We start from the raw sequence: 19,864 nt of genomic DNA, 5'->3' as shown, positions 1-19,864 counted from the left end.
AGTTTTGCGGCAGCCTGAGAAGCAACTATCTTTCAGGTGCAGCCATAAAAATTTAATTCGAGGCTAGCTATCTCCCAAAGTTTACTTCCAAATTGCTTCTTTTGATTAACTTATTCTATGACCAGCTTTAATCGCTCTACCAGTCGTCGCTTGAAGAAATTAACTCAAATTCCTTCTGTATGGGAGGGCGATCGCCGTCCGTTGTCATCACCAAACCAGCACTCAGACTCAGAAGAAAAGGGAGAATGCATTCTTTGGGTAGATTACTCCCAAGGTGTGGTTCGAGGAATGGACGTGGTAGCTTCAGATGTCGGACCAGAAGCAATAGTTCGTACCTTAATGCGAGCAATGGAGCATCCCCACAGTCCGGCAAGACCTGCTAGACCCCAAAGAATTGTAGTCAAAGATCGTGAGATCCAATTTTACCTGCGGGGAGTGCTGCAAGATTTAAATATTGCCATTGACTACGCACCAGAACTGCCTTTAATTGACGAACTGTTTCGCGGGTTCGCCGACATCCTCGATAGTCAAACCCCCGACTTACCCCCACAGTATGCCCAAATCTTGCGCGAGAAAGCATTTGCAATTTGGCAAGCAGCACCTTGGGAATTTTTGGAAGAACAGCAAATTTTATCAATTGAGATTAATAAGTGGGATATTGGTACACTCTACGCCTCAGTCATGGGAATGCTGGGAATGGAGTATGGGATTTTGTTTTATCGCTCAGAAGAGTCTTTAAAACAGTTTCGCGCCGCAGTTTTAAAAGATGAAGAATCAACCGATCATCTAGAAGAAGCCTTCCTCAAGCAAGATTGCCTGTTTCTCACCTTTGAGAGTACTGACGAAACCGATGAAGATGAAGACGAAGACGAAGAAAGTGATTTGGCGGATCTGCCATTATCAGAAATTGACCCCACTTTTGGTAATATCCACCCCTTAGAAGGACTACGGTCTGTTTTGTATGAGGAAGAAGCACTTGTAATTTTCGTTGCGATCGAAAGCCTAAGCCGCTTTATTCGCGATCACCGTCGCCAACTTCATGGAGAAACCTTCCCCACCCTCAGCCGTCGCTATCGCATTTCTCTGCCGCAGTCGGAAGAATCAACTAAATCAGTGGCTGTTACAGTCTCTACCATGCCGCAGTTAGCAGCAGAATTAGAGGAAATGGCTGGCTTTGATGTCGAAGAACAGGAAATTGAGAACCAAGGTTCCTCGACTTTCCAATCATTGCAAGATGACTTGATACCGGAAGATTCTTTCCTCAGCTTAGGTGTAGTGTCTTGGGAAATGTTGGAGTACCTGCGAAAGGGGGTCAGCTACCATAAGGCTGGTGAAATCAAACAAGTGGGTGATGGTTTACCAGTGATTTTAATTCAAACTTCTCGGCCCAAAGCTAAAATTGTAATTGAAAGGATTGAAGCAACAGGTGGACTAACAGCAATTTGCTTTAATCCAGGTGCCGACCCCTTCGATGGCGATCGCTACGACCTCGGTTTATTGCAAACTCAAAATGGCGAATTATTCCTATTTGGTGAATTTTTAGATGAAGATCCTATTCATGTAGAAGCCCGAAAAAAATGGAATCAGCGGTGTAAAAATACTTTGGGCTACTGTGGCTTAATCATTGCCAAAGGACTAACAGGAGCTTCCCGTGGCAATCCTCAATTACGAGATATGATGGCTTTGTTTGAAGCGCGATCGCTTTCACCTAAAGATTTAGGTATTGGCACTCTCCAACTTATGCCCCAACTTAAATTTGAATAGTTGCACGAATTGCCGTAATCCTCAATCTCAAATTGTGGCTATGAGAAATTAAGTTGATATGCATTTCATTTGCATATTGAGCAAACTCAGTACTGAGGAGCAAGTGGCATTACTGTGTCGTCAGTAAAAGAAATACTTAGTACTCTTGCATTTAGAGGATAGATTTAGTAATCAAAAACCTAACCCCCCAGCCCCTTGTAGGGTTTGGCTCACCCAACTCCCCTCTTTGCTTGCCTAACGGCAGGCTGACGCCAAGATCAAGGGGTTGGGGGAGAGTTTCTTCTAGGATTACTGAATTGGTGTTTTAGTAGATGCTCTGCACGGCATTTTAACTGGAGCTAATGGAAAGGTTTCCGGCTTGACTCACAACTCAGAACTTTTCATCCTTATTTATCCGCGTACCTCTTAAAGCGCGGCACTTTGCTATCCACATTCATGCATAGCAACCGCCAATAGGTGACCAATGATTAAAAGTTAACTTTATTTAAATTTCATGAAGTATCTATATTCTCAGAGTTTTCCAGTAATTTAATTTGAGATTTACCAGTATAAATCAGTACAAATTACCAGAAAATTATTTACAAAGTCCGGTTTAATAAAAACTAGCTAATACAATTCAATATCAAAATCTTTTTTTCAACAAGTTTTTGAGCTTATGATCTTGTTATGTATCAATATCATTAAGCAAAAGCTCACGTAATAGATTTTTTTTGTAATTTTTTTATAAAGCGTAGAATTGAGATCATTTAGTATCTAAATAAAGTTTATTTAAAGCGCAGAAATCATGGCTATAATAAATAGACTACCCAAAAACCTTGAAATATACCATTGTTTTATAAGGATAATTACTAAGAAGTAATGGTAGACTTTTAAACCTTTTTTGGTAAGAGTTTTTTCTTAGTTTTAGATAGGAAAAAACTGTTCAATATAGAATGTTTAGCACAGTAATCGGAGAAAAATGATTTGTATAACCTGCTAATAGATAAATACTATGAATCACAAAAATATCGTTGAATTTAACATAAAGTATATAGCTTAAGGGAGGAGAAAACACATCTAAAATTTCATCGTCTCTCTACGATGAGTTAGTGTAAGACCATGAAATAAAAATAAAATATTCTTATCAGCAACACTCAAATAACATCATATTTATTTTGAGATTATTTGTCTGTGTAAAATTACAGATAATGCTGTTAAATTTTATAATAAAATTTGGCTATTTACACCCAGATAATTGAGTCTTGTCCCCTCTTTTGTGCCTACTATATTGGCACGGAAAAGTAATCAGCTTGATCGAGGGGAGCCAAAATTCATAACAGTTCACGTGGCTCTGAACTTCTTGGTTACATTAATGGGTGCAGATGGGTGTTTGTTCTAAAGCGATCGCTTATCTGCCTACTTTTAAGTGATTATTTGCGACCTCTATAGACCATTAAAACCTGCCTGTAAGCCAGCATTTCAGCATGATCCTGATTCTACAGCTTTATTTTCTGGTGTCATACCAGATGTTCTCTCAAAGCAGGTTTGGCAAACTTGGTTAACAAAGAAGGTTAAATGCTTTCGATGAAGAATAATTTTGTAAATCTTGATTGAGTCAAAAGTAGATGTCTCAAATTCATTTATAAAATTTCTTTGTCAGGCTTTACTCGTGCTGTTAGTGGGGTTATTATCTTCAAAAGCAGCTATTTGCTGTTTATCTTGTCAAAATAGTAACAAATAAAGTGTAGTTTTTTGATTTTTTTAGAAAATAATGAATACTTTGACAAAAAGAACATTTTTAATATTAATGGTATTACTTGATTTCCTGAGACAAACTCTGATAACCTTATCGGTTCCCTCATTACTTGGACTCTTTCAAAAATACTAAATAGATACAGCAGATAGCAGCATGATAATGACAAATAAAAAATGGGCCGTAAAACGCATAACAGTCAATCTCGCAACACAGGAAGCCGAAAAACTAGATAAATATTGTCAACAAACAGGTAGACCTGCAACGGATGTGATTCGCGAACTGATTAGAAGTTTGCCAATCTCCGACGATAGCAAAGATGTAAACAAGTAAGAAGATGCTTTTACGACTTACCAGATAACTGCTTTACCACAAAAAAATAGCTATGATACTTTTTTGAGTTTGCCATGATGGACAAGGTTTGTCTAGCCGATACAGACGCGATTTTTCTCGCGTCTGGTCATTTACGGGGATTAAGCAGGAGTGATCAAAGAGGTTTTAGTATCGATGTTGCCATGCCTTGATATACTGGTGGAGTTGATATTAAGTAGCAAATTCCGACACCAACCCAGTTACAATCTGTAAAGAAACTGAAAAGGAACGACGGAATGCGCGTTGCAATCGTAGGTGCGGGACTGGCTGGGCTAGCAACCGCAGTAGATTTAGCTGATGCTGGTTGTGAAATAGAGATTTTTGAGTCTCGTCCGTTTGTGGGTGGTAAAGTTGGCAGTTGGGTTGATGGAGAAGGCAACCATCTAGAAATGGGGTTGCATGTATTTTTCGGCTGCTACTACCAACTATTTGACTTGATGAATAAAGTGGGGGTGTTAGAAAACTTACGCCTCAAGGAACATACCCACACTTTTATTAATAAAGGGGGGCGGACTGGTGCTTTGGATTTTCGTTTCCTTACAGGTGCGCCCTTCAATGGCTTAAAGGCATTTTTCACTACTTCTCAACTATCGTTGCAGGATAAATTGCAAAATGCGATCGCTTTGGGTACTAGTCCCATAGTTCGCGGATTGGTAGACTTTAACGGGGCGATGAAAACCATCCGCAAATTAGATAAAATCAGCTTTGCCGATTGGTTCCGCAGTCACGGTGGGAGTAATGGCAGTATCAAACGCATGTGGAACCCCATCGCCTATGCATTGGGATTTATTGATTGCGAAAATATGTCTGCCCGTTGTATGTTAACCATATTCCAGTTATTTGCAGCCAGAACTGAAGCCTCAGTTTTGCGAATGCTGGAAGGTTCTCCCCATGAGTATTTGCACAAGCCCATTCTGGAATATCTGGAAGTCAGAGGCACCAAAGTTTACACGCGTCGGCAAGTGCGGGAAATTCAGTTTACATCAGACGAACAAACCCGCGTCACTGGTATAGTAGTTGCCCAAGGTGATACAGTAGAAACTATCACTGCTGATGCTTACGTTTTTGCCTGTGATGTTCCAGGAATTCAACGCATCCTACCCCACGAGTGGCGTAAGTGGTCAGAATTTGACAATATTTACAAACTGAATGCAGTGCCAGTGGCTACAGTGCAGTTACGCTTCGATGGTTGGGTAACAGAACTGAATGATCGAGAGCAACGTAAACAGCTAAATCATGCGGCTGGAATTGATAATTTACTGTATACAGCCGATGCTGACTTTTCTTGTTTTGCCGATTTGGCGTTGACTAGCCCTGCTGATTATTATCGCCCAGGACAGGGTTCATTGTTACAGCTAGTGCTGACACCGGGAGATCCGTTTATTGCCCAAAGTAATGAAGCGATCGCACACCATGTCCTTAAGCAAGTGCATGAACTGTTTCCCTCGTCGCAAGAGTTAAATATGACTTGGTACAGTGTGGTAAAACTTGCTCAGTCTCTTTATCGAGAAGCGCCAGGGATGGATGCGTACCGTCCAAACCAAAAGACACCAGTAGATAATTTCTTCCTAGCAGGGAGTTATACTCAGCAAGATTACATCGACAGTATGGAAGGTGCTACTATTTCTGGACGGCGGGCGGCAAAAGTGATTTTGGAGACTTTGAAGAGATAACTAACCGCGTACTCCTGTAAAGAAGCAAGCTACGCAAAGCCTCTCGTAGAGAAGGAAGAAGAGAGAATGTCAGATTGGTTAGAGCATACTGTACAGGTAGAAGTAGAAGCTCCCATAGATTTAGTATGGAGCCTCTGGTCTGATTTAGAGCAAATGCCCCGGTGGATGAAGTGGATTGATTCGGTGAAAATTCCGCCAGATAATCCAGATATATCTCTTTGGAAATTAAAAACTGGCAGTCTAGAATTTAATTGGCAATCCCGAATTCTCAAAGTTATTCCCAACCAAATTATCCAATGGGAATCGATTGATGGTTTGCCGAATCAGGGAGCGATTCGCTTTTACGATCGCCAGAATAGTAGCATTGTCAAAATGACCATTTCCTACGCTATCCCCGGCATTATTGGCAAAATTATGGATAACTTGTTTTTGGGACGGATAGTTGAATCGACGATTCAAGCTGATTTGGAAAGGTTTAAAGAATACGCGCTCAATATTAAAGCTAATTGATATAGATAGCAAAAACAGGCAAGGATGATAGTCTGTAATTTCTATGAGGCGACATTACCAAGTTGGGTCGCTAAACAAATTAATCGTCAATTCTTCGCGTGGCGGTACTCCGGTAATACAAGCGCGGATGATCTCTCCATCTTCCAATTCGACGGTGCAAGCGTGACAAGACCCCATGAGACAACCGGTGGGAATAAATACCCCAGCCCGATCTGCTACATCTAAGAGGGCTTCTCCCACCTCAGCATCTACTGTGACATCATCTGGTAAAAAGTGGACACGAACAATCATCAATGTTACGCATTTAATTTAGTATTGACTCGTAAAAGTTGTTCTTTGTCATTAGTCCTTTGTAAAGACAAATGACTAATGACCAATGACAGTTTTAACGCAAAAATGTGCGATTTTTATGCACTTTAGCTTAAGACAAAAACTGACTTAAGTCTAAATGGCTTTCTACTTCAGTAGCTAAGGAATCCAAAATCTGCTCTCGCTGTTCCCGATAATTAGCAACACCGGTGGGCAAAGATTTTAAACCCCGTTGTTGACGGAGGCGATTTAACCAAGCCCGTCGCCAAGGGCCATTGTCAAATAGCCCGTGGAGGTAACTTCCCCACACCGATTGACAACTATCCACTAACCCTAAATTAATATCGTCAAATAGGGCATGGTACGATTGAGGGTCTATACCTTGCTGTTCGATGCGCGATCGCCCTTGGTGAATTTCAAAGCCATTGACTGGCAAGCCCTGCTGCGGATAATTCGAGCTAACTTGGCGCTGGCGGGCGATTTTTTGTCCTGTAATTACTGTTCTGATTGGTAAAAGATTTAACCCTTGATACCTGCCAGCTTGCCCCTCTATCCCTTCTGGATCAGCGATAATTTGACCAAGCATTTGATAGCCGCCACAGATACCTAAAACCGTTCCCCCAGAGGCAGCATAGTGTTGAATAGCCTCTGCCATACCGCTTTTTTGCAGCAGTAGCAAATCAGCAATTGTGGTCTTTGTACCTGGAAGAATCACGGCATCAGGATGTCCTAAATCTTGCTTAGGACTGAGGTATTTTACTGAAACTGTGCTTTCTGATTCCAGAGGGTCAAAGTCGGTGAAGTTGGCGATTCTGGGTAAGCGAATGACGGCAATATTGAGGTCAGTTTGGCCTTTATGGGATTCACGTTCTAGCAAATCAAGAGAGTCTTCTGCTGGAAACACTTCTTGTAAATAGGGTATAACACCGATAACAGGGATACCTGTACGTTCTTCTAACCATTTTATCCCTGAATCTAAAAGCGATCGCTGTCCTCGAAACTTGTTAATTACTACACCCTTAATTAAGGCGCGTTCATCCGGTTCTAATAACTCTAGGGTTCCTATTACATGGGCAAAAGCACCACCCCGATCAATGTCAACTACTAACATCGTTGGCGCATTTAAATGTTTTGCCACCCGCATATTAGTTAAGTCGCGGTGCTTGAGGTTAATCTCTGCTGGACTACCGGCACCTTCACAAACCACCAAGTCAAATTCTGTTCCTAAATGCTGTAGCGATTCTTCAATTGTCCGCCACCCCAGGTCAAAATATTGCTCGTAGTAATCTGAGGCACTCACTTTACCTACAGACCTACCTTTGATAATTACTTGGGAAGTCATATCCCCTTGAGGTTTAAGTAAAATTGGGTTCATTTCTACCCAAGGCACAACTCCTGCCGCCCAAGCTTGTACTGCTTGAGCATAGCCAATTTCTCCACCACTAGCAGTAACATAAGCATTTAAAGCCATATTTTGACCTTTAAAAGGAGTCACCCGCCAGCCACGCCGCGACAGAATGCGACAAATAGCTGTAGTTAAAAGTGATTTCCCTGCATGGGATGTTGTCCCCACCACCATAATTGATTTCATAATTGCTATCACTTAGTTTTTAAAGATATAGGGCTAACTTTTAGGAGGGAAGAAGACACAAGGAAACGCGAACACGGAGAGAATTTGATAATTTCTTGGCGTCAGAGCGTCTCTTCCTCTCCCTGTCTCGCTTTTTTACTCCCTACCAGCCCGATCACAAATTTCAATTAGATGATTATGGTAAAGACTTCATGAATCGGTGTGATGTTTCCGTATATATTGTTCCCTTTGATTCCCTAATCCTAACTCTTTGGTTTTTTATTCTAGGACTTACGCAAAAATTGCCAACTTCGCTTAATTTATCGAACCGCCAAGACGAGGCAGTGCGTTGGGCGGCTCTGCCGACTTGAAGCAACTGCCGTGCCAAGAGCGCCGAGAATTCGTAGAGTGTGCGTAAGTCCTATATTCTAAAAGGGTATCCGTAACCAACGAATCACAGCATCGGATAAACGATCGCCCCATGAAGGAGTCCGCCAATTTTTTCCCTGGTATTGTTCTACTAACTGGCGACCCAAGGGAGTGAGGCGAAAACTATCTGTAATCCCCTGACCATCGACTTCTCGCCGCAATACACCCACTTGGATCAGCCAGCCCAAGGCGTTGTCACAGGCTAATTCTGACAAAGAGCGTTTAGTGTAACCCTGCTTGAGTCCATTTTCTAGAGCGATCGCAGTTACTGACACGCTCTGGTGTGCCATCACTTCAAATAAAGATAGATTAAAAGGTGAACACACTAGCGATCGCTCGGCTCTTTCTACTGTGCTTCGAGGATAGACAAAAATATTTGGGTTTTGGGAATTAACAGCAGGCATTGTGTATGAGGAGAAATTTTTATTCTAAGAAAGATTAATTTCAGAATATATTTTTTCTTGTATCAGATACCTGATTTAACCAAAATTAGTTACCTCAAGCTTAGTTATGCTATTTTTCAGTAATTATATCTAATCATTATAAATTAATGTAAAATTTCAAGTGCATCAACAATCTGAAACAGGAAAGGTTAATTATGCCTCTAGCAGTTGGTACGGATGCACCTGCATTTACCGCCAAAGATACAAACGGCAACACAGTCTCGTCATCTGATTTCGCCGGCAAGACGGTCGTTTTATATTTTTACCCCAAAGATGACACGCCAGGCTGCACCAAACAAGCCTGTAGTTTTCGGGATGCCCAGTCTCAATATCAAGGTAAAGATGTTGTAATCTTGGGAGTCAGTGCAGATGATGAAGTCTCACATCAGGCATTCACCCAAAAATATAATTTGAATTTTCCCCTACTGGCTGACAGCGACAAATCCCTCATCAAAGCTTTTGATGTGGATGGCGGCGGTTATGCCAAACGCGTCACTTACGTAATTGACCCCAGCGGCAAAATTACCCATGTTGACGCTAATGTAAATACAACCACCCATGCTAGCGATATTTTAGCTGCACTTGGGCTGTAGTTTTTTACCTGATAACCAAAGATTTTTTAAATAGTCTTAGCCCCAAGCTTTAAAAGCTTGGGGTTCTTTATTTGAATTCAGTTACCTGATGGTGGTGTAATTGTTCGTGGTGTAATCACTGGTTGTGTAACCGCTGGCAAACCGGGAGTTGCTTGCTGTTGTTGACCTCGAATTAGTCTTTGTTGCCTTGCTTTAAAAGCTGCTGCGGCTGAGTTTAATTGTTCGTTCTGTTGGTTAGAATCCCAGTTGAGAGTCCCGAAATTTGCCCGATGAATCAGGTCAAACATGTTGAAATTGTCTGAATTTGAACGGGAGAACGGATCAGTATTTTGGTCTGTTGTAGTAGTACTGGGAAAAGCATCCGTTGGGCTGCTGATTTGAGCCGAACTTGGTTGAGCCATCAGCAAGGAAGCAAAGCTAATTCCTGCCACAGTAGCCACAAACAGTCTAGGAATTTGTAAAAATGGTTTTTTCATGGGGTTTTTACCCTAAAATTTCTCTATTTTATCTTAAGCAAGAGTCCGCCGCAGTTGGGGTTGAATACTCACTAAAGCGACAAGGGCAAAGCCAAACAACACCAGCAACGCTCCCCCGAAGGTAACATCGCCCCAAGGAGCCTGCATTACTACACTACCTAGTCCCCAATTACTGTGGAGATATAGATAGCGAATTGGTTCGATCGCATAACTCAGAGGATTGAGAGTAGCCACAACCTGCAACCACTGAGGCATGAAGGATAGAGGAGCCAAAGCAGTACTAGCAAACAATAATGGTAGGTTAGTGACAAAAATCACTGCAATCAGTTCAATGTGTCCGGGTAGGGCAAAAGCTAAACCGAGGGAGATGGCTGTCACACCCAAAGCTAAGAGGAAGACAATTAGAGCGATCGCACTTAAACCAGTTATATCTGGTAGTCCAGCGCCCAAAAACGCTGCTGCTGCTACAATCACCGCTGCTTGCAGCAAACTTTGGCTGATGATAAAGATTGCCGAAGCAAAGACAATGGAAAACCGCGATGCTAATGGTGCTACTAACAAACGATTCAAAAAGCCGAACTCGCGGTCAAACATTACGGGTAAACCAGCATTCAGCGCCCCAGCAAAGGCTGTAAACACAATTATGCCGGCAGCCAAAAATTGACCATAATTTGTTGTATTGCCAAATATACCTTTGGGAGCATTTTGGAATAAAGCACCAAATAGCAATAACCACATTACTGGCTGAATAATTCCGGCAACCAATGTGGAGGGACGGCGTTGCAACTGAATAAACAAGCGACGAGTTAAAGCCAACGTCTCTTGTACCAATTCACCGAAAAAGTTAGGTGCAGCATTCGCCTCAACTTGCGGCGATGCTAGCCGCTGCCAATTTAGATCAGATTTAGGAGTAACGCTCATAGCAATTTTGGATTGGGGATTGGGGATTGGGGATTTTGGATTGGGGATTTTGGACTGGAGATTGGGGATTGGGGATTAGCAAAACTCTTTCCCAGTACCCAGTCCCCAGTCCCTAGTCCCCAGCCCCTATCTCATATTCTGCTTTTTCTCAGCCTTAGGATCGCGGGTGGCAACGGCTGCCAGTTCTGCATCCATCAGTGTACGTCCTGTAGCGGCGAGGTAAACGTCATCGAGGCTGGGGCGAGATTGGGCTATGCCAAAAATTGGCAAGCCAGCAGTATTCAGCGCTTGCTGTATGTTAATCAGAACATCGTTCTGAGGTGTCACTACTAAGTTGAGAGAATTACCTTGAGCGCTGTTGATGATCACTTCTTGCACAAACGGCAAAGGTTGCAAGAGGTTTTTAGCTTTTTCTGCTTCCTGAATGGGGGAAAACTCGCGGATTCGCAAGGTGATGCGATCGCCCCCTACTTGATCTTTTAATTGTGAAGGTGTACCAGCGGCTATCACAACGCCCCGATCTATAATTGCCACGCGATCGGCTAAAGCGTCAACCTCTTCTAAGTAATGGCTGGTAATTACTACCGTCGTCCCAGAGGCGCGTAATTTCCGCAGGAAATCCCATACCACAAAACGAGTTTCTATGTCAAGTCCCACAGTTGGCTCATCCAACACCAAAACATCGGGTGCATGGAGCAACCCAGCAGCCAAGTCTAGGCGCTTGCGTAAACCGCCAGAGTAGGTTCCTGTTTTTTTATTAGCGTATTCTTGCAAACCGAGTAAATCTAATACCGTCTCAATGCGCTGTTTGGCGATCGCGCTTGGAAGGTGATAAAGTGCTGCTTGCAATTGCAGCAGTTCTTTTCCAGTCAGCACCTTATCTATAGCAACTTCCTGAGCAACGTAGCCTAGTCGTTGTCTTGCCACTCTCGGATTATCTAACACAGAGATGCCAGATACTTCGATTTTGCCAGCATCCGGTGTGGTGAGTGTACACAAGGCACGCAAGGTAGTAGTTTTACCAGCACCGTTGGGGCCAAGTAAACCGAAGATTTCTCCTGATTCTACCTGAAAGGAAACATCCTGAACGGCGACCACTGTACCGTAACGTTTTTGCAGATTTTGAATTAAAACGGCGGGAGCCATGACAGCTTTTCCCCAACTATACAAATCTCAATAAAGTCTATCTTTATTGTAGAAGGTAGGGAGCAAGGAAAGAGCGCATGAGCGAAAATCTGTAAACAAGTTCGCGCCATGCTGCCAAAAGTTTATGATTATTCTGGGCAAGTTGCTTGATTGCGTTTGTGGCGAAATAAACCAAATACTACAGTAATTAATCCTAAACCTGGAAGATTTGCAGGCTCTGGAACCTGAGTACGGGTGGCAGGCGGAGTGTAGTACTTAGTTGGGACATCCGGCAAATCGCCATTAAACAGATAGTTGTGAGACTCCCCATTTCCTGTCAAAGAAGCTACCACCACGTTGCCGTTAACTTGACCATTATTGAAATTGAAATTAGCCAAAGGAGCAAGAATACTACCTAGTATGCTAATCCCACTGGCAGTTATGTTTGTCGCTTCATAGAAGTTGTAGATCACCTTTTGTTTATCTGTGCCAAGGATATTGAACCCAAAGTTTTGTAGCGACACATCCTTACCACTGATATTGACTACAACAGTCGATTTTGCGTCTCCACTGATTTCAAAAGAGTTTGCCTTGGAAACAGATGATCCGGCAAGATTAAAAACATTGAACGCAGTACCACTGCCACTAAGGTTAATACCACCCCAAGATTGAACTGTTGTTTTACCAGTAGGAGTTAAGGTTGCCAAATATTGAGATAGCCCTCGCAATTCTTTCCCTGCCTCATTGAAGTCGATGGGTTTACCCTTGCTGAGAGTTCCCTGTGGAAATCCCACATTGCTGGACACATTGGCGGTACCTCCGTAGACAGCATTACCGTGGTAGACTTGACTGCTGCTCAGAGTTAAGTTTTGTCCAGCTACTACTACGTTGCCGCTATTGCCAGAAAGTTTGCTTCCGAGTCCGCCGACGAAATTCACGTTACCGCCAGCAGCAAGTTTTCCTTCAATATCTGTAGATTTTTGAGAGATATCTCCTAAGACAAATACATTGTAATCAGAGGCAGCGCCTAACTCAACTGCATTCGCTCTTGCCGAGAAACCCAGCGCTAGAGTAACTAGAATTGGAGCTGCTACTACTCCCCAAACATAATAAGTTTTTAATTTCATGTTCTGATTTATGAATTATCAACATCATCCTATGGGTATAAAATAAACATGGCATTAGTTTGCTAGCTATTTTCATTGAATTTTTATAATTGTTTGATTTAGTGTATATTTTTACCTTAGTTAACCATTTGACCGCACATTTACTGTTGACTATATTAATTAATTTTTTATTGACAAGAACTCAGTAATTATGACGTTAGGACGTTATTTGACAACTTTTAAAGTTTTGAGGCTAGTATCAGCAGAACCACTGATAAAGCCCCCCATTGCCTGGATTTGTTGTAGGTAATCAAGGACAGGTTTAGTAATTATTTCTCCCGGCATTAACACAGGAATTCCTGGGGGATAAGGACAGACTATTTCTGCACAGATGCGATCGCTTGTCTGTATCAAAGGTAGTATTTCACTGACAGCAAAAAAAGCTTCACGGGGAGAGAAATGTAATGCCGGACTTAGTGGACTAACAAAATCCTGCCAAAGATGGCTTTTAAGGGTCAAGTTGGTTCGGCGATATTCTTTAGCGAGAGTGATAAAACCTTGCACTAATTGCTCAATATCGGTTGGGGTGTTGCCCAAACTAATGATTAAAGTAAGGTGTTGCAATGAGGCGAATTCAGCAGTGACAGCAAATTTTTCATCAAGAATTTCATCTGCTTCAAATCCGGTTAAGCCTAAACCAGAAACAGTGACAGTTAGTCGTGTTTTATCTAAAGCCACAAAGCCCCCTTTATAAGCAGGGCTAGGAATCTCTAAGATAGATAATCTAGGAATCTGACTGATTTTTGTTCTAGCTTCATTAGCAAGTTCTAAAGTACGAGACATCAGCATTTTTCCGTAGAGGGCCATTTGCTGACGTGCTGCATCTAAAGAAGCTAAAAGTAAATAACTAGGACTGGTAGACTGGATTAGTTGCAAAGCTTTACTGATGCGATCGCAATCTATCCTATTACCTTGAACGTGCAACATCGATGCTTGTGTTATCGCACCGAGTACTTTGTGGATGGATTGTACAGTTAAATCGGCACCTGCGGCTAAAGCTGGAGTGGGTAATTCGGGATGAAAGGCAAAGTGGGCGCCGTGTGCCTCATCTACAAGTAGAGGGATATTATATTGATGTGTGATGTTGGCGATCGCACTCAAATCTCCACAAACGCCGTAATATGTTGGGTAAACTGTCAACACTGCTTTAGTGTCTGGATGTTGTAGGAGTGCAGATTCTACAGCGTTGGGCGTGATGCTATGGGCAATATCCAAAACTGGATCATATTCAGGATTGAGAAAAATTGGTATTGCACCAGAGAGAATTAAACCAGCGATCGCCGAAGAATGTACATTGCGAGGCAGAATGATTTTATCACCTGTGCCACAGGTAGCGAGAATTGCCGCTTCAATCCCACAAGTAGAACCATTAACAAGAAACCATGTTTGCGAAGCGCCAAATGCTTCAGCTGCTAGTTGTTGTGCTTCTTGAATAACGCCTTGGGGTGCAAAGAGATTATCTAAATCTGCTAATTCGGTTAAATCAGCGCGAAAGACGGCTTTACCAAATAAGTCAGCCAAGGATTGAGAAATTCCCTTACCTTGTTTATGTCCTGGAGTGTAAAAAGGTGCATGAAGTCTTGCTGCATTGGCTTTTAAGGCATCTAATAAAGGTGTTTGGTTTTGATTGAGCATTTAAATAAAACCAACCGTTAATGATAAAATTTGAAATCTGTTAGGGCATATTCATAGACGATGAAATTACCCAACGGCGAGCAAGCAGAGATTTCTGTACAAAAGCTCATAGGTTATTGTCTAAATCCTGAACATCCGAGTGGGAAACATAAAGCCCGAGTTTTCGCATCAATTCTAGAAATCACGGTAGAAAACGCCGATGTTTTGCGTGAACTTATTCAAACAGCAGCAGTTGCGGGCGAAGTTGTTCAGCAAAGTACTACACAATTTGGTCAACAGTTTAAGGTAGATTGGATAGTACCTCATACAGACGGAATCAGGCTGCGAACAATCTGGGAAACTACCACTAATAATCCCTATCCACGTTTGGTTACTGCATTTCTGAAGTTAAATGAAAAAAGTTAAACTTTTGGATACTATTGCTACACTCAAGCCGATTCCCATTGAAAGATTACAACTAGTGGAAGAAAATTATACTTCTATCGAAAGTTTACCCAGTGGGCAAGTTGGAACAATTGTAGAAGTGTATGAGCAAGAAGAAGAATATCATTATTTAGTCGAGTTTGCTGATACCCAAGGCTGTGAATATGCAATGGCAACTTTGAGAGCAGATGAAATCTTAGTTTTACATTATGATTTGGCAATTGCCTCTGACTTACCTCACCCTCAATCCCTCTCCTTATAAAGGAGAGGGAAGCAAGAATAGAGGATGAAGTTTTGCATTTTATTTAATCCACGTTCCTTAATGCACATTGCAAGGCAGAATGATTTTATCGCCCATGCCACAGGTAGCGAGAATTAAATTTGGCAATACTTCACAATGCCAATGCGGCGGTTGCAATGTTAATGCGTCTCCTCACAATGTCAATGCGGCGGCTGCAATGTTAATGCGTCCCTTCACAATGCCAATGCGGCGGCTGCAATGTTAATGCGTCCCTTCACAATGCCAATGCGGCGGCGGCAATGTTAATGCGTCCCTTCACAATGCCAATGCGGCGGCTGCATTAAAAACGCTACGCTTTTACGCAAAACTGTACTTGCTCCTCCTTAAAAAGGCTACGGTGTATACACAAGTCGCATTTATTTTCAGATCCGGGTTTTACCCCCCTTAATCCCCCCTTATAAAGGGGGGAAACCGGAAATCTAATTCCTTCCCCTTTATAAAGGGAGGGTTAGGGTGGGGTAAAACTTACGTCGAAACCCAGATGAGTAGACTATTTCAGACTTGTGTATACACGGTAGTTTAAAAAGGGGGAACTTGAAAGCCCACTTTTTAATGGGGTTGGGGGATCTCTTCTGCGTAAGTCTTAAGAATGCTATGCTTGCGTTAAAATTCGTAAGTCCTGCGTGGCTAACTAGATGAGGCCTTATCATCAAATCCCAATTTTTGAGTGTGGTGAATCTCTAATGGAGATTCCTTTAGAATTGTTTGCGGTGGAATCTCCCCATCCTTATGAAAAGTTAGGTGCGCCTTATGGTGAACATTCCCCTTATTTTCTCCGTCAAAGCGTTATCGAAAATTTGATCCAAGCGCAAAATTATCTTGATGTGCTGCATCGCAACTGGCGGATCCAAATTTTTGATGCCTATCGCCCGATCGCAGTCCAGCAGTTTATGGTAGATTACAGCTTCGCGCAAGCAGTTAGGGAGAGGGGACTGACTGAGGTGGAGTTATCACCAAACCAACGCCAAGAGATTTGGGAAGCGGTTTATGAAATTTGGGCTGTACCAAGTTTGGATGAAAAAACTCCCCCTCCTCACAGTACTGGTGGGGTGGTGGATGTGAGGCTAGTAGATGATGCAGGACAAATAGTAAATATGGGTTCGCCGATTGATGAAATGTCAGAGCGATCGCATCCCGATTATTATGCCAATAATGACCACCCACAAGCGCAAAAGTATCATGCTCACCGTCAGTTGTTACGAGATGTAATGTTAAAAGCCGGCTTTCAGCGCAATCCCAGAGAATGGTGGCATTTTTCTGTTGGCGATCAAATGTGGGCTTGGCTGAATAATCAATCCAATCCGGTTAATCCTGTTACTGCACGTTATGGGCGGCTTGCAAGGCTCAAAGTCATCTAAATTAGGCATTGATTCCCAAGAATGAAAATTGAGTGTACTGCATCTTAAGGATTTGTCACTGGTGTCTTTTTATATACATGGTGGTTTGCTTAAAGCAATCGAGACGGTGATTTTAGCAACGGCAATGTGAACAGGCGATCATACCGACTCTGGTTGAGGAACGCAAGCGATCGCCACGCAATTAGTCGTAAGTAGCTGGCATTTAAAGGTTGTCATTCTAGTGACAAATATATAAATAGCTAAATATAATTAATTAGCCAATCATTGGTAATCAAAGCACCTATCTTAAATTTCAAAAAATTATATAGAGTTTCACCCTTTGTCATCTTGCCGTCTTAATTAATTAGTGTACTTTCACGGTATGTGGAAAAGACCATTTTGAGAGTTTTCAAGCCCTGATTTTTCCATTAGATATTTTCCTTAACTTAAAGCTATTGAGAATTAGTCTGTGGAAAAAGTTACGCTTTTTTGGGGCTTGAATACTTACCGTGAAAAGTCAGACAGCAGGGAAAGAAGAGAGGTAGATAAGTAGTGCGTTTTTTCAACAATCAAGCAAGAGTCATATGATGGATATTTTAGGCAAAATCAATCGGAAAGTTAAAAGTTTAGGCATCAGGAAAAAAATCTCTACTTATTCATATAATCTGACTGCCAAAATTCTAACTTATCCTCTTGGAGTTCGGTTTTTATCGATTAGAAGAGATGCTACAACAAATGAAAGAAAAATATCTTTAGCTATTACACATTATAACAGGTCTAATTTAATAGCAGGTGCATTGAGAAATGTCTTAATGGATGAGAGAATTAATGACGTTATAATTTATGATGATTTCTCTAGCATGGAGGAATTTTCTAAAATGCAAGCTATTACTAAAAAAATGTCTAATAAAATTTCTATTTATAGAGGCGAAAAAAATTTAGGGCCATACCATAGTAAGGTGACAGCAATATCAAAATGTAAAAATGAATGGGCAATTATTCTTGACTCTGATAATGCACTGAGCAGAAATTATGTTGATAGACTTTACCAAATATCCACATGGAATACCAACTTTATATATTGCCCCGATTTTGCCGAACCAAACTTTGATTTTCGACAATTTACAAACACAGAACTTACTTTATATAAAGTCAAAGAACTTATCTTAAAAAATGAAAATATAAAATTATTGCGTAGCCTTCTTAATGATGGAAATTATTTCCTTAATGTGCAAAAATATATAGAGTGTAGTAAAATCAACGAGTTTAATTCTGTACCTGCTGCCGACGTTATAGTTTTTAACTATTCATGGTTGCAACAAGGATATTCATTATATATTCTGAATAATCTAAACTATTATCATCGAATACATTCAGGGAGTTTCCAGATGAGCAGTTGGCGAAATTCTAGACAAATTGTAGATGGAATTATTAAGTCTATTGCTGATGATGAAAAATAAGCTAAAGATTAAGTTTTAGCCTTAAATCTGTGTGTTATATCAAGTCTGGTTAATCACTTATGATTACCTGATATATGCAAAAATCTGAAAAGTCTCTTTCCTCCAGTAAGAACTGCGGTCTGAATGAGAAGTTTTTAACTGGACATGATATTACTCTGCGCCAACCTTTGCGTTTTTTGATCGTTTAAAAACACTACTTTTTTCAATGCATAGGGACGCAGAGCTTTGCTAGATTTAATTTGCTGCGAATTAATGAAAAGCTGTATTTAGTTAACTAGGCATCTTGAGGATTTTGTTCCTTTAACTCGTCAGTGGTGTAAGTACCAATGGGAGTCCAAACTAGATAAGGAAGGAGTAATAACGCCGCTAGCCGAGAAATTAGCAAAACGCAGAGTGCAAGGATAACGGCTGAAATGAAACCTATTAGCCCAAGAGTTTCTCCAATTTTAAGACTGCGAAACCTCAGCATTACAGGTATGTAGGCGACGGTGATAATTTCCACTAGGACGTAGAAAGCCATTAGTAGCCAAGTAATTAGGCTTCCTGGGCTTTTTTCCCAGACAATATAAGCTGAAGCTGCACCACTAATAAAAATCACAGTCCAAATAAACGGAATCAGCGGCTCAAAAACTAGCCAGCGAGGGCGACGTAACTGTGCAAACCATTTGACATCACGTGGCGTGATTAAGAAACTACCAAGGCCGATGAAGAAAGTTACAGCCCCAATTATTATCCAAGATGGAATCATATTGCGCTCAAGTTTTGTGTATTTTGTCAAGTCATATACTGCAAGTTTGACAATTTAGGGCGTAGCTTGAATCATTCGCTGGTACGATTCTTAGGCATCTTGAGGATTGAGACTAACCATCTGCCAAGTGGTATAAGTACCAATGGGACTCCAAAGCAAATAAGGAACTAGTAACAGTGCTGCCCAACCAGAAATACTTAAAACTGCAAGTATCAATAAACCACAAATGAGAAAACCTGTGCCGCCAAGAATTGTACCCACTTTCAGACTGCGAAGCTTAAACATTACAGGCGTATAGGCAATGGTCACAATTTCTAAAAGCAAGTATAAACCCATGATTAACCAGGTTGAGGTGCTTCCTTGGTCTTTTTCCCAGATAATATAAGCTGACCAAGCACCGCAAATAAATATTACAGTCCAAATAATTGGAATTGCACCCTCAAAAGTTAGCCATCTCGGTCGTTGTAAGCGCTTGAACCATTGGCGATCGCTTGGCGTAATCACGTTAGCTGCTAAGGCAACCAAGAAAGCCACACCCCCAATCACCATCCAAGATTTAATCATGACCGTTAGTCCTTATATAAGCGCTATCTATCGCTTAATATCACTCTTTATAGTGTAATTTTGTCAATTTAATTGCCAATTACTCATCATCCCTGAGTTTGATACCTTCAGATCGTTTGGCAGGATTTTAATTTATGGGTATTGCGAGTTGGGCATTGGTTATTAGACCTCTTGCATGAATCCTCAAAACCCCACCCCAACCCTCCCCGTATGTGTTGGGGAGGGAGTACACTTGCTCAATTTTCCCCCTTTATAAGGGGAGGGAGTACACTCGCTCAATTTCCCCCCTTTATAAGGGGGGATTAAGGGGGGT

General features: G+C 41.6%; 20 protein-coding genes. 10 read left to right on the top strand and 10 right to left on the bottom strand.

The genetic code is table 11. The features are described 5' to 3' along the window. The first annotated feature begins 117 nt into the window (after positions 1-117). The 4 genes from V7K35_RS08845 to V7K35_RS08830 all read left to right on the top strand — a co-directional run bounded on the left by V7K35_RS08845 (position 118) and on the right by V7K35_RS08830 (position 6,051). Positions 118-1,764, top strand: coding sequence for a DUF6930 domain-containing protein (locus V7K35_RS08845; RefSeq protein WP_335078102.1), 1,647 nt, complete (start codon positions 118-120; stop codon positions 1,762-1,764). A gap of 1,888 nt (positions 1,765-3,652) precedes the next feature. Beyond that, entirely contained in the window at positions 3,653-3,829 is a 177-nt protein-coding gene (locus V7K35_RS08840) for a CopG family transcriptional regulator (protein WP_334792926.1), read from the top strand. Between the two features lie 275 nt (positions 3,830-4,104). After that, positions 4,105-5,541: a 9,9'-di-cis-zeta-carotene desaturase gene (gene zds / locus V7K35_RS08835; protein ID WP_335078100.1), complete on the top strand. Its 1,437-nt coding sequence runs from the start codon at positions 4,105-4,107 to the stop codon at positions 5,539-5,541. Between the two features lie 66 nt (positions 5,542-5,607). Then, positions 5,608-6,051, top strand: coding sequence for an SRPBCC family protein (locus V7K35_RS08830; RefSeq protein ID WP_334792928.1), 444 nt, complete (start codon positions 5,608-5,610; stop codon positions 6,049-6,051). 54 nt (positions 6,052-6,105) lie between these two features. On the opposite strand, the gene V7K35_RS08825 is transcribed toward V7K35_RS08830, so the two are convergent. From V7K35_RS08825 to V7K35_RS08815, 3 genes are all read right to left on the bottom strand, one after another. Further along, positions 6,106-6,342 carry a 2Fe-2S iron-sulfur cluster-binding protein gene (locus tag V7K35_RS08825; protein WP_190938970.1) on the bottom strand — a complete coding sequence of 79 codons (237 nt, stop codon included), beginning with the start codon at positions 6,340-6,342 and terminating at the stop codon, positions 6,106-6,108. A gap of 130 nt (positions 6,343-6,472) precedes the next feature. Next, entirely contained in the window at positions 6,473-7,951 is a 1,479-nt protein-coding gene (gene cobQ / locus V7K35_RS08820) for a cobyric acid synthase CobQ (protein WP_335078097.1), read from the bottom strand. A 407-nt stretch (positions 7,952-8,358) separates the two neighbouring features. Next, positions 8,359-8,763, bottom strand: a complete 405-nt coding sequence (locus V7K35_RS08815) for an Npun_F0494 family protein (RefSeq protein ID WP_335078095.1) — start codon at positions 8,761-8,763, stop codon at positions 8,359-8,361. A gap of 194 nt (positions 8,764-8,957) precedes the next feature. Between V7K35_RS08815 and V7K35_RS08810 the strand changes: the two genes are divergently transcribed. Further along, a complete protein-coding gene (locus V7K35_RS08810; protein ID WP_334792932.1) occupies positions 8,958-9,395 on the top strand; it encodes a peroxiredoxin in 438 nt (145 codons plus the stop codon). A gap of 77 nt (positions 9,396-9,472) precedes the next feature. Here V7K35_RS08810 and V7K35_RS08805 read toward each other — a convergent pair whose 3' ends face one another. The 5 genes from V7K35_RS08805 to V7K35_RS08785 form a co-directional block, all read right to left on the bottom strand. Beyond that, positions 9,473-9,871 carry a hypothetical protein gene (locus tag V7K35_RS08805; protein ID WP_334792933.1) on the bottom strand — a complete coding sequence of 133 codons (399 nt, stop codon included), beginning with the start codon at positions 9,869-9,871 and terminating at the stop codon, positions 9,473-9,475. A gap of 33 nt (positions 9,872-9,904) precedes the next feature. Further along, positions 9,905-10,792: an ABC transporter permease gene (locus tag V7K35_RS08800; RefSeq protein ID WP_335078093.1), complete on the bottom strand. Its 888-nt coding sequence runs from the start codon at positions 10,790-10,792 to the stop codon at positions 9,905-9,907. 126 nt (positions 10,793-10,918) lie between these two features. Next, positions 10,919-11,938 (bottom strand): ABC transporter ATP-binding protein, encoded by a 1,020-nt coding sequence (locus V7K35_RS08795; RefSeq protein ID WP_335078091.1) that lies wholly within the window; start codon positions 11,936-11,938, stop codon positions 10,919-10,921. 128 nt (positions 11,939-12,066) lie between these two features. Continuing rightward, positions 12,067-13,044, bottom strand: a complete 978-nt coding sequence (locus tag V7K35_RS08790) for a choice-of-anchor A family protein (protein WP_335078089.1) — start codon at positions 13,042-13,044, stop codon at positions 12,067-12,069. A gap of 204 nt (positions 13,045-13,248) precedes the next feature. After that, the gene (locus V7K35_RS08785; protein WP_335078088.1) at positions 13,249-14,718 is read right to left on the bottom strand and encodes an aminotransferase class I/II-fold pyridoxal phosphate-dependent enzyme; all 1,470 of its coding nucleotides are present in this window, start codon (positions 14,716-14,718) and stop codon (positions 13,249-13,251) included. A gap of 60 nt (positions 14,719-14,778) precedes the next feature. On the opposite strand from V7K35_RS08785, the gene V7K35_RS08780 reads away from it, so the two are divergent. The 5 genes from V7K35_RS08780 to V7K35_RS08760 all read left to right on the top strand — a co-directional run bounded on the left by V7K35_RS08780 (position 14,779) and on the right by V7K35_RS08760 (position 18,239). Next, complete coding sequence (locus tag V7K35_RS08780; RefSeq protein WP_334792938.1) at positions 14,779-15,123, top strand: DUF6883 domain-containing protein; 345 nt, start codon at positions 14,779-14,781, stop codon at positions 15,121-15,123. Next, entirely contained in the window at positions 15,110-15,403 is a 294-nt protein-coding gene (locus V7K35_RS08775) for a DUF4926 domain-containing protein (RefSeq protein WP_335078087.1), read from the top strand. Before V7K35_RS08780 ends, V7K35_RS08775 begins: the two co-directional genes overlap by 14 nt. A 79-nt stretch (positions 15,404-15,482) precedes the next feature. After that, a complete protein-coding gene (locus V7K35_RS08770; RefSeq protein WP_334792940.1) occupies positions 15,483-15,647 on the top strand; it encodes a hypothetical protein in 165 nt (54 codons plus the stop codon). 430 nt (positions 15,648-16,077) lie between these two features. Continuing rightward, the gene (locus V7K35_RS08765) at positions 16,078-16,800 is read left to right on the top strand and encodes a M15 family metallopeptidase (RefSeq protein WP_335078085.1); all 723 of its coding nucleotides are present in this window, start codon (positions 16,078-16,080) and stop codon (positions 16,798-16,800) included. A 563-nt stretch (positions 16,801-17,363) separates the two neighbouring features. Further along, entirely contained in the window at positions 17,364-18,239 is an 876-nt protein-coding gene (locus V7K35_RS08760) for a glycosyltransferase family A protein (protein WP_335078083.1), read from the top strand. A gap of 274 nt (positions 18,240-18,513) precedes the next feature. Here V7K35_RS08760 and V7K35_RS08755 read toward each other — a convergent pair whose 3' ends face one another. Together V7K35_RS08755 and V7K35_RS08750 are read right to left on the bottom strand one after the other, a co-directional pair. After that, positions 18,514-18,987 (bottom strand): TspO/MBR family protein, encoded by a 474-nt coding sequence (locus tag V7K35_RS08755; RefSeq protein WP_335078167.1) that lies wholly within the window; start codon positions 18,985-18,987, stop codon positions 18,514-18,516. Between the two features lie 90 nt (positions 18,988-19,077). Then, the gene (locus V7K35_RS08750; RefSeq protein WP_334798040.1) at positions 19,078-19,551 is read right to left on the bottom strand and encodes a TspO/MBR family protein; all 474 of its coding nucleotides are present in this window, start codon (positions 19,549-19,551) and stop codon (positions 19,078-19,080) included. Positions 19,552-19,864 lie beyond the last annotated feature (313 nt).

The organism is Nostoc sp. (assembly GCF_036917275.1).
Taxonomy (GTDB): Bacteria; Cyanobacteriota; Cyanobacteriia; order Cyanobacteriales; family Nostocaceae; genus Nostoc.
The sequence above is the reverse complement of the archived record's forward strand: the minus strand, read 5'-3'. Positions and strand labels throughout refer to the sequence as shown.

Bases quoted from the DNA above. Each gene is read 5' to 3' on its own strand.
- V7K35_RS08845 (WP_335078102.1), top strand. From the start codon at position 118: ATGACCAGCTTTAATCGCTCTACCAGTCGTCGCTTGAAGAAATTAACT.
- V7K35_RS08840 (WP_334792926.1), top strand. From the start codon at position 3,653: ATGATAATGACAAATAAAAAATGGGCCGTAAAACGCATAACAGTCAAT.
- zds (WP_335078100.1), top strand. From the start codon at position 4,105: ATGCGCGTTGCAATCGTAGGTGCGGGACTGGCTGGGCTAGCAACCGCA.
- V7K35_RS08830 (WP_334792928.1), top strand. From the start codon at position 5,608: ATGTCAGATTGGTTAGAGCATACTGTACAGGTAGAAGTAGAAGCTCCC.
- V7K35_RS08825 (WP_190938970.1), bottom strand. From the start codon at position 6,342: ATGATTGTTCGTGTCCACTTTTTACCAGATGATGTCACAGTAGATGCT.
- cobQ (WP_335078097.1), bottom strand. From the start codon at position 7,951: ATGAAATCAATTATGGTGGTGGGGACAACATCCCATGCAGGGAAATCA.
- V7K35_RS08815 (WP_335078095.1), bottom strand. From the start codon at position 8,763: ATGCCTGCTGTTAATTCCCAAAACCCAAATATTTTTGTCTATCCTCGA.
- V7K35_RS08810 (WP_334792932.1), top strand. From the start codon at position 8,958: ATGCCTCTAGCAGTTGGTACGGATGCACCTGCATTTACCGCCAAAGAT.
- V7K35_RS08805 (WP_334792933.1), bottom strand. From the start codon at position 9,871: ATGAAAAAACCATTTTTACAAATTCCTAGACTGTTTGTGGCTACTGTG.
- V7K35_RS08800 (WP_335078093.1), bottom strand. From the start codon at position 10,792: ATGAGCGTTACTCCTAAATCTGATCTAAATTGGCAGCGGCTAGCATCG.
- V7K35_RS08795 (WP_335078091.1), bottom strand. From the start codon at position 11,938: ATGGCTCCCGCCGTTTTAATTCAAAATCTGCAAAAACGTTACGGTACA.
- V7K35_RS08790 (WP_335078089.1), bottom strand. From the start codon at position 13,044: ATGAAATTAAAAACTTATTATGTTTGGGGAGTAGTAGCAGCTCCAATT.
- V7K35_RS08785 (WP_335078088.1), bottom strand. From the start codon at position 14,718: ATGCTCAATCAAAACCAAACACCTTTATTAGATGCCTTAAAAGCCAAT.
- V7K35_RS08780 (WP_334792938.1), top strand. From the start codon at position 14,779: ATGAAATTACCCAACGGCGAGCAAGCAGAGATTTCTGTACAAAAGCTC.
- V7K35_RS08775 (WP_335078087.1), top strand. From the start codon at position 15,110: ATGAAAAAAGTTAAACTTTTGGATACTATTGCTACACTCAAGCCGATT.
- V7K35_RS08770 (WP_334792940.1), top strand. From the start codon at position 15,483: ATGATTTTATCGCCCATGCCACAGGTAGCGAGAATTAAATTTGGCAAT.
- V7K35_RS08765 (WP_335078085.1), top strand. From the start codon at position 16,078: ATGAGGCCTTATCATCAAATCCCAATTTTTGAGTGTGGTGAATCTCTA.
- V7K35_RS08760 (WP_335078083.1), top strand. From the start codon at position 17,364: ATGATGGATATTTTAGGCAAAATCAATCGGAAAGTTAAAAGTTTAGGC.
- V7K35_RS08755 (WP_335078167.1), bottom strand. From the start codon at position 18,987: ATGATTCCATCTTGGATAATAATTGGGGCTGTAACTTTCTTCATCGGC.
- V7K35_RS08750 (WP_334798040.1), bottom strand. From the start codon at position 19,551: ATGATTAAATCTTGGATGGTGATTGGGGGTGTGGCTTTCTTGGTTGCC.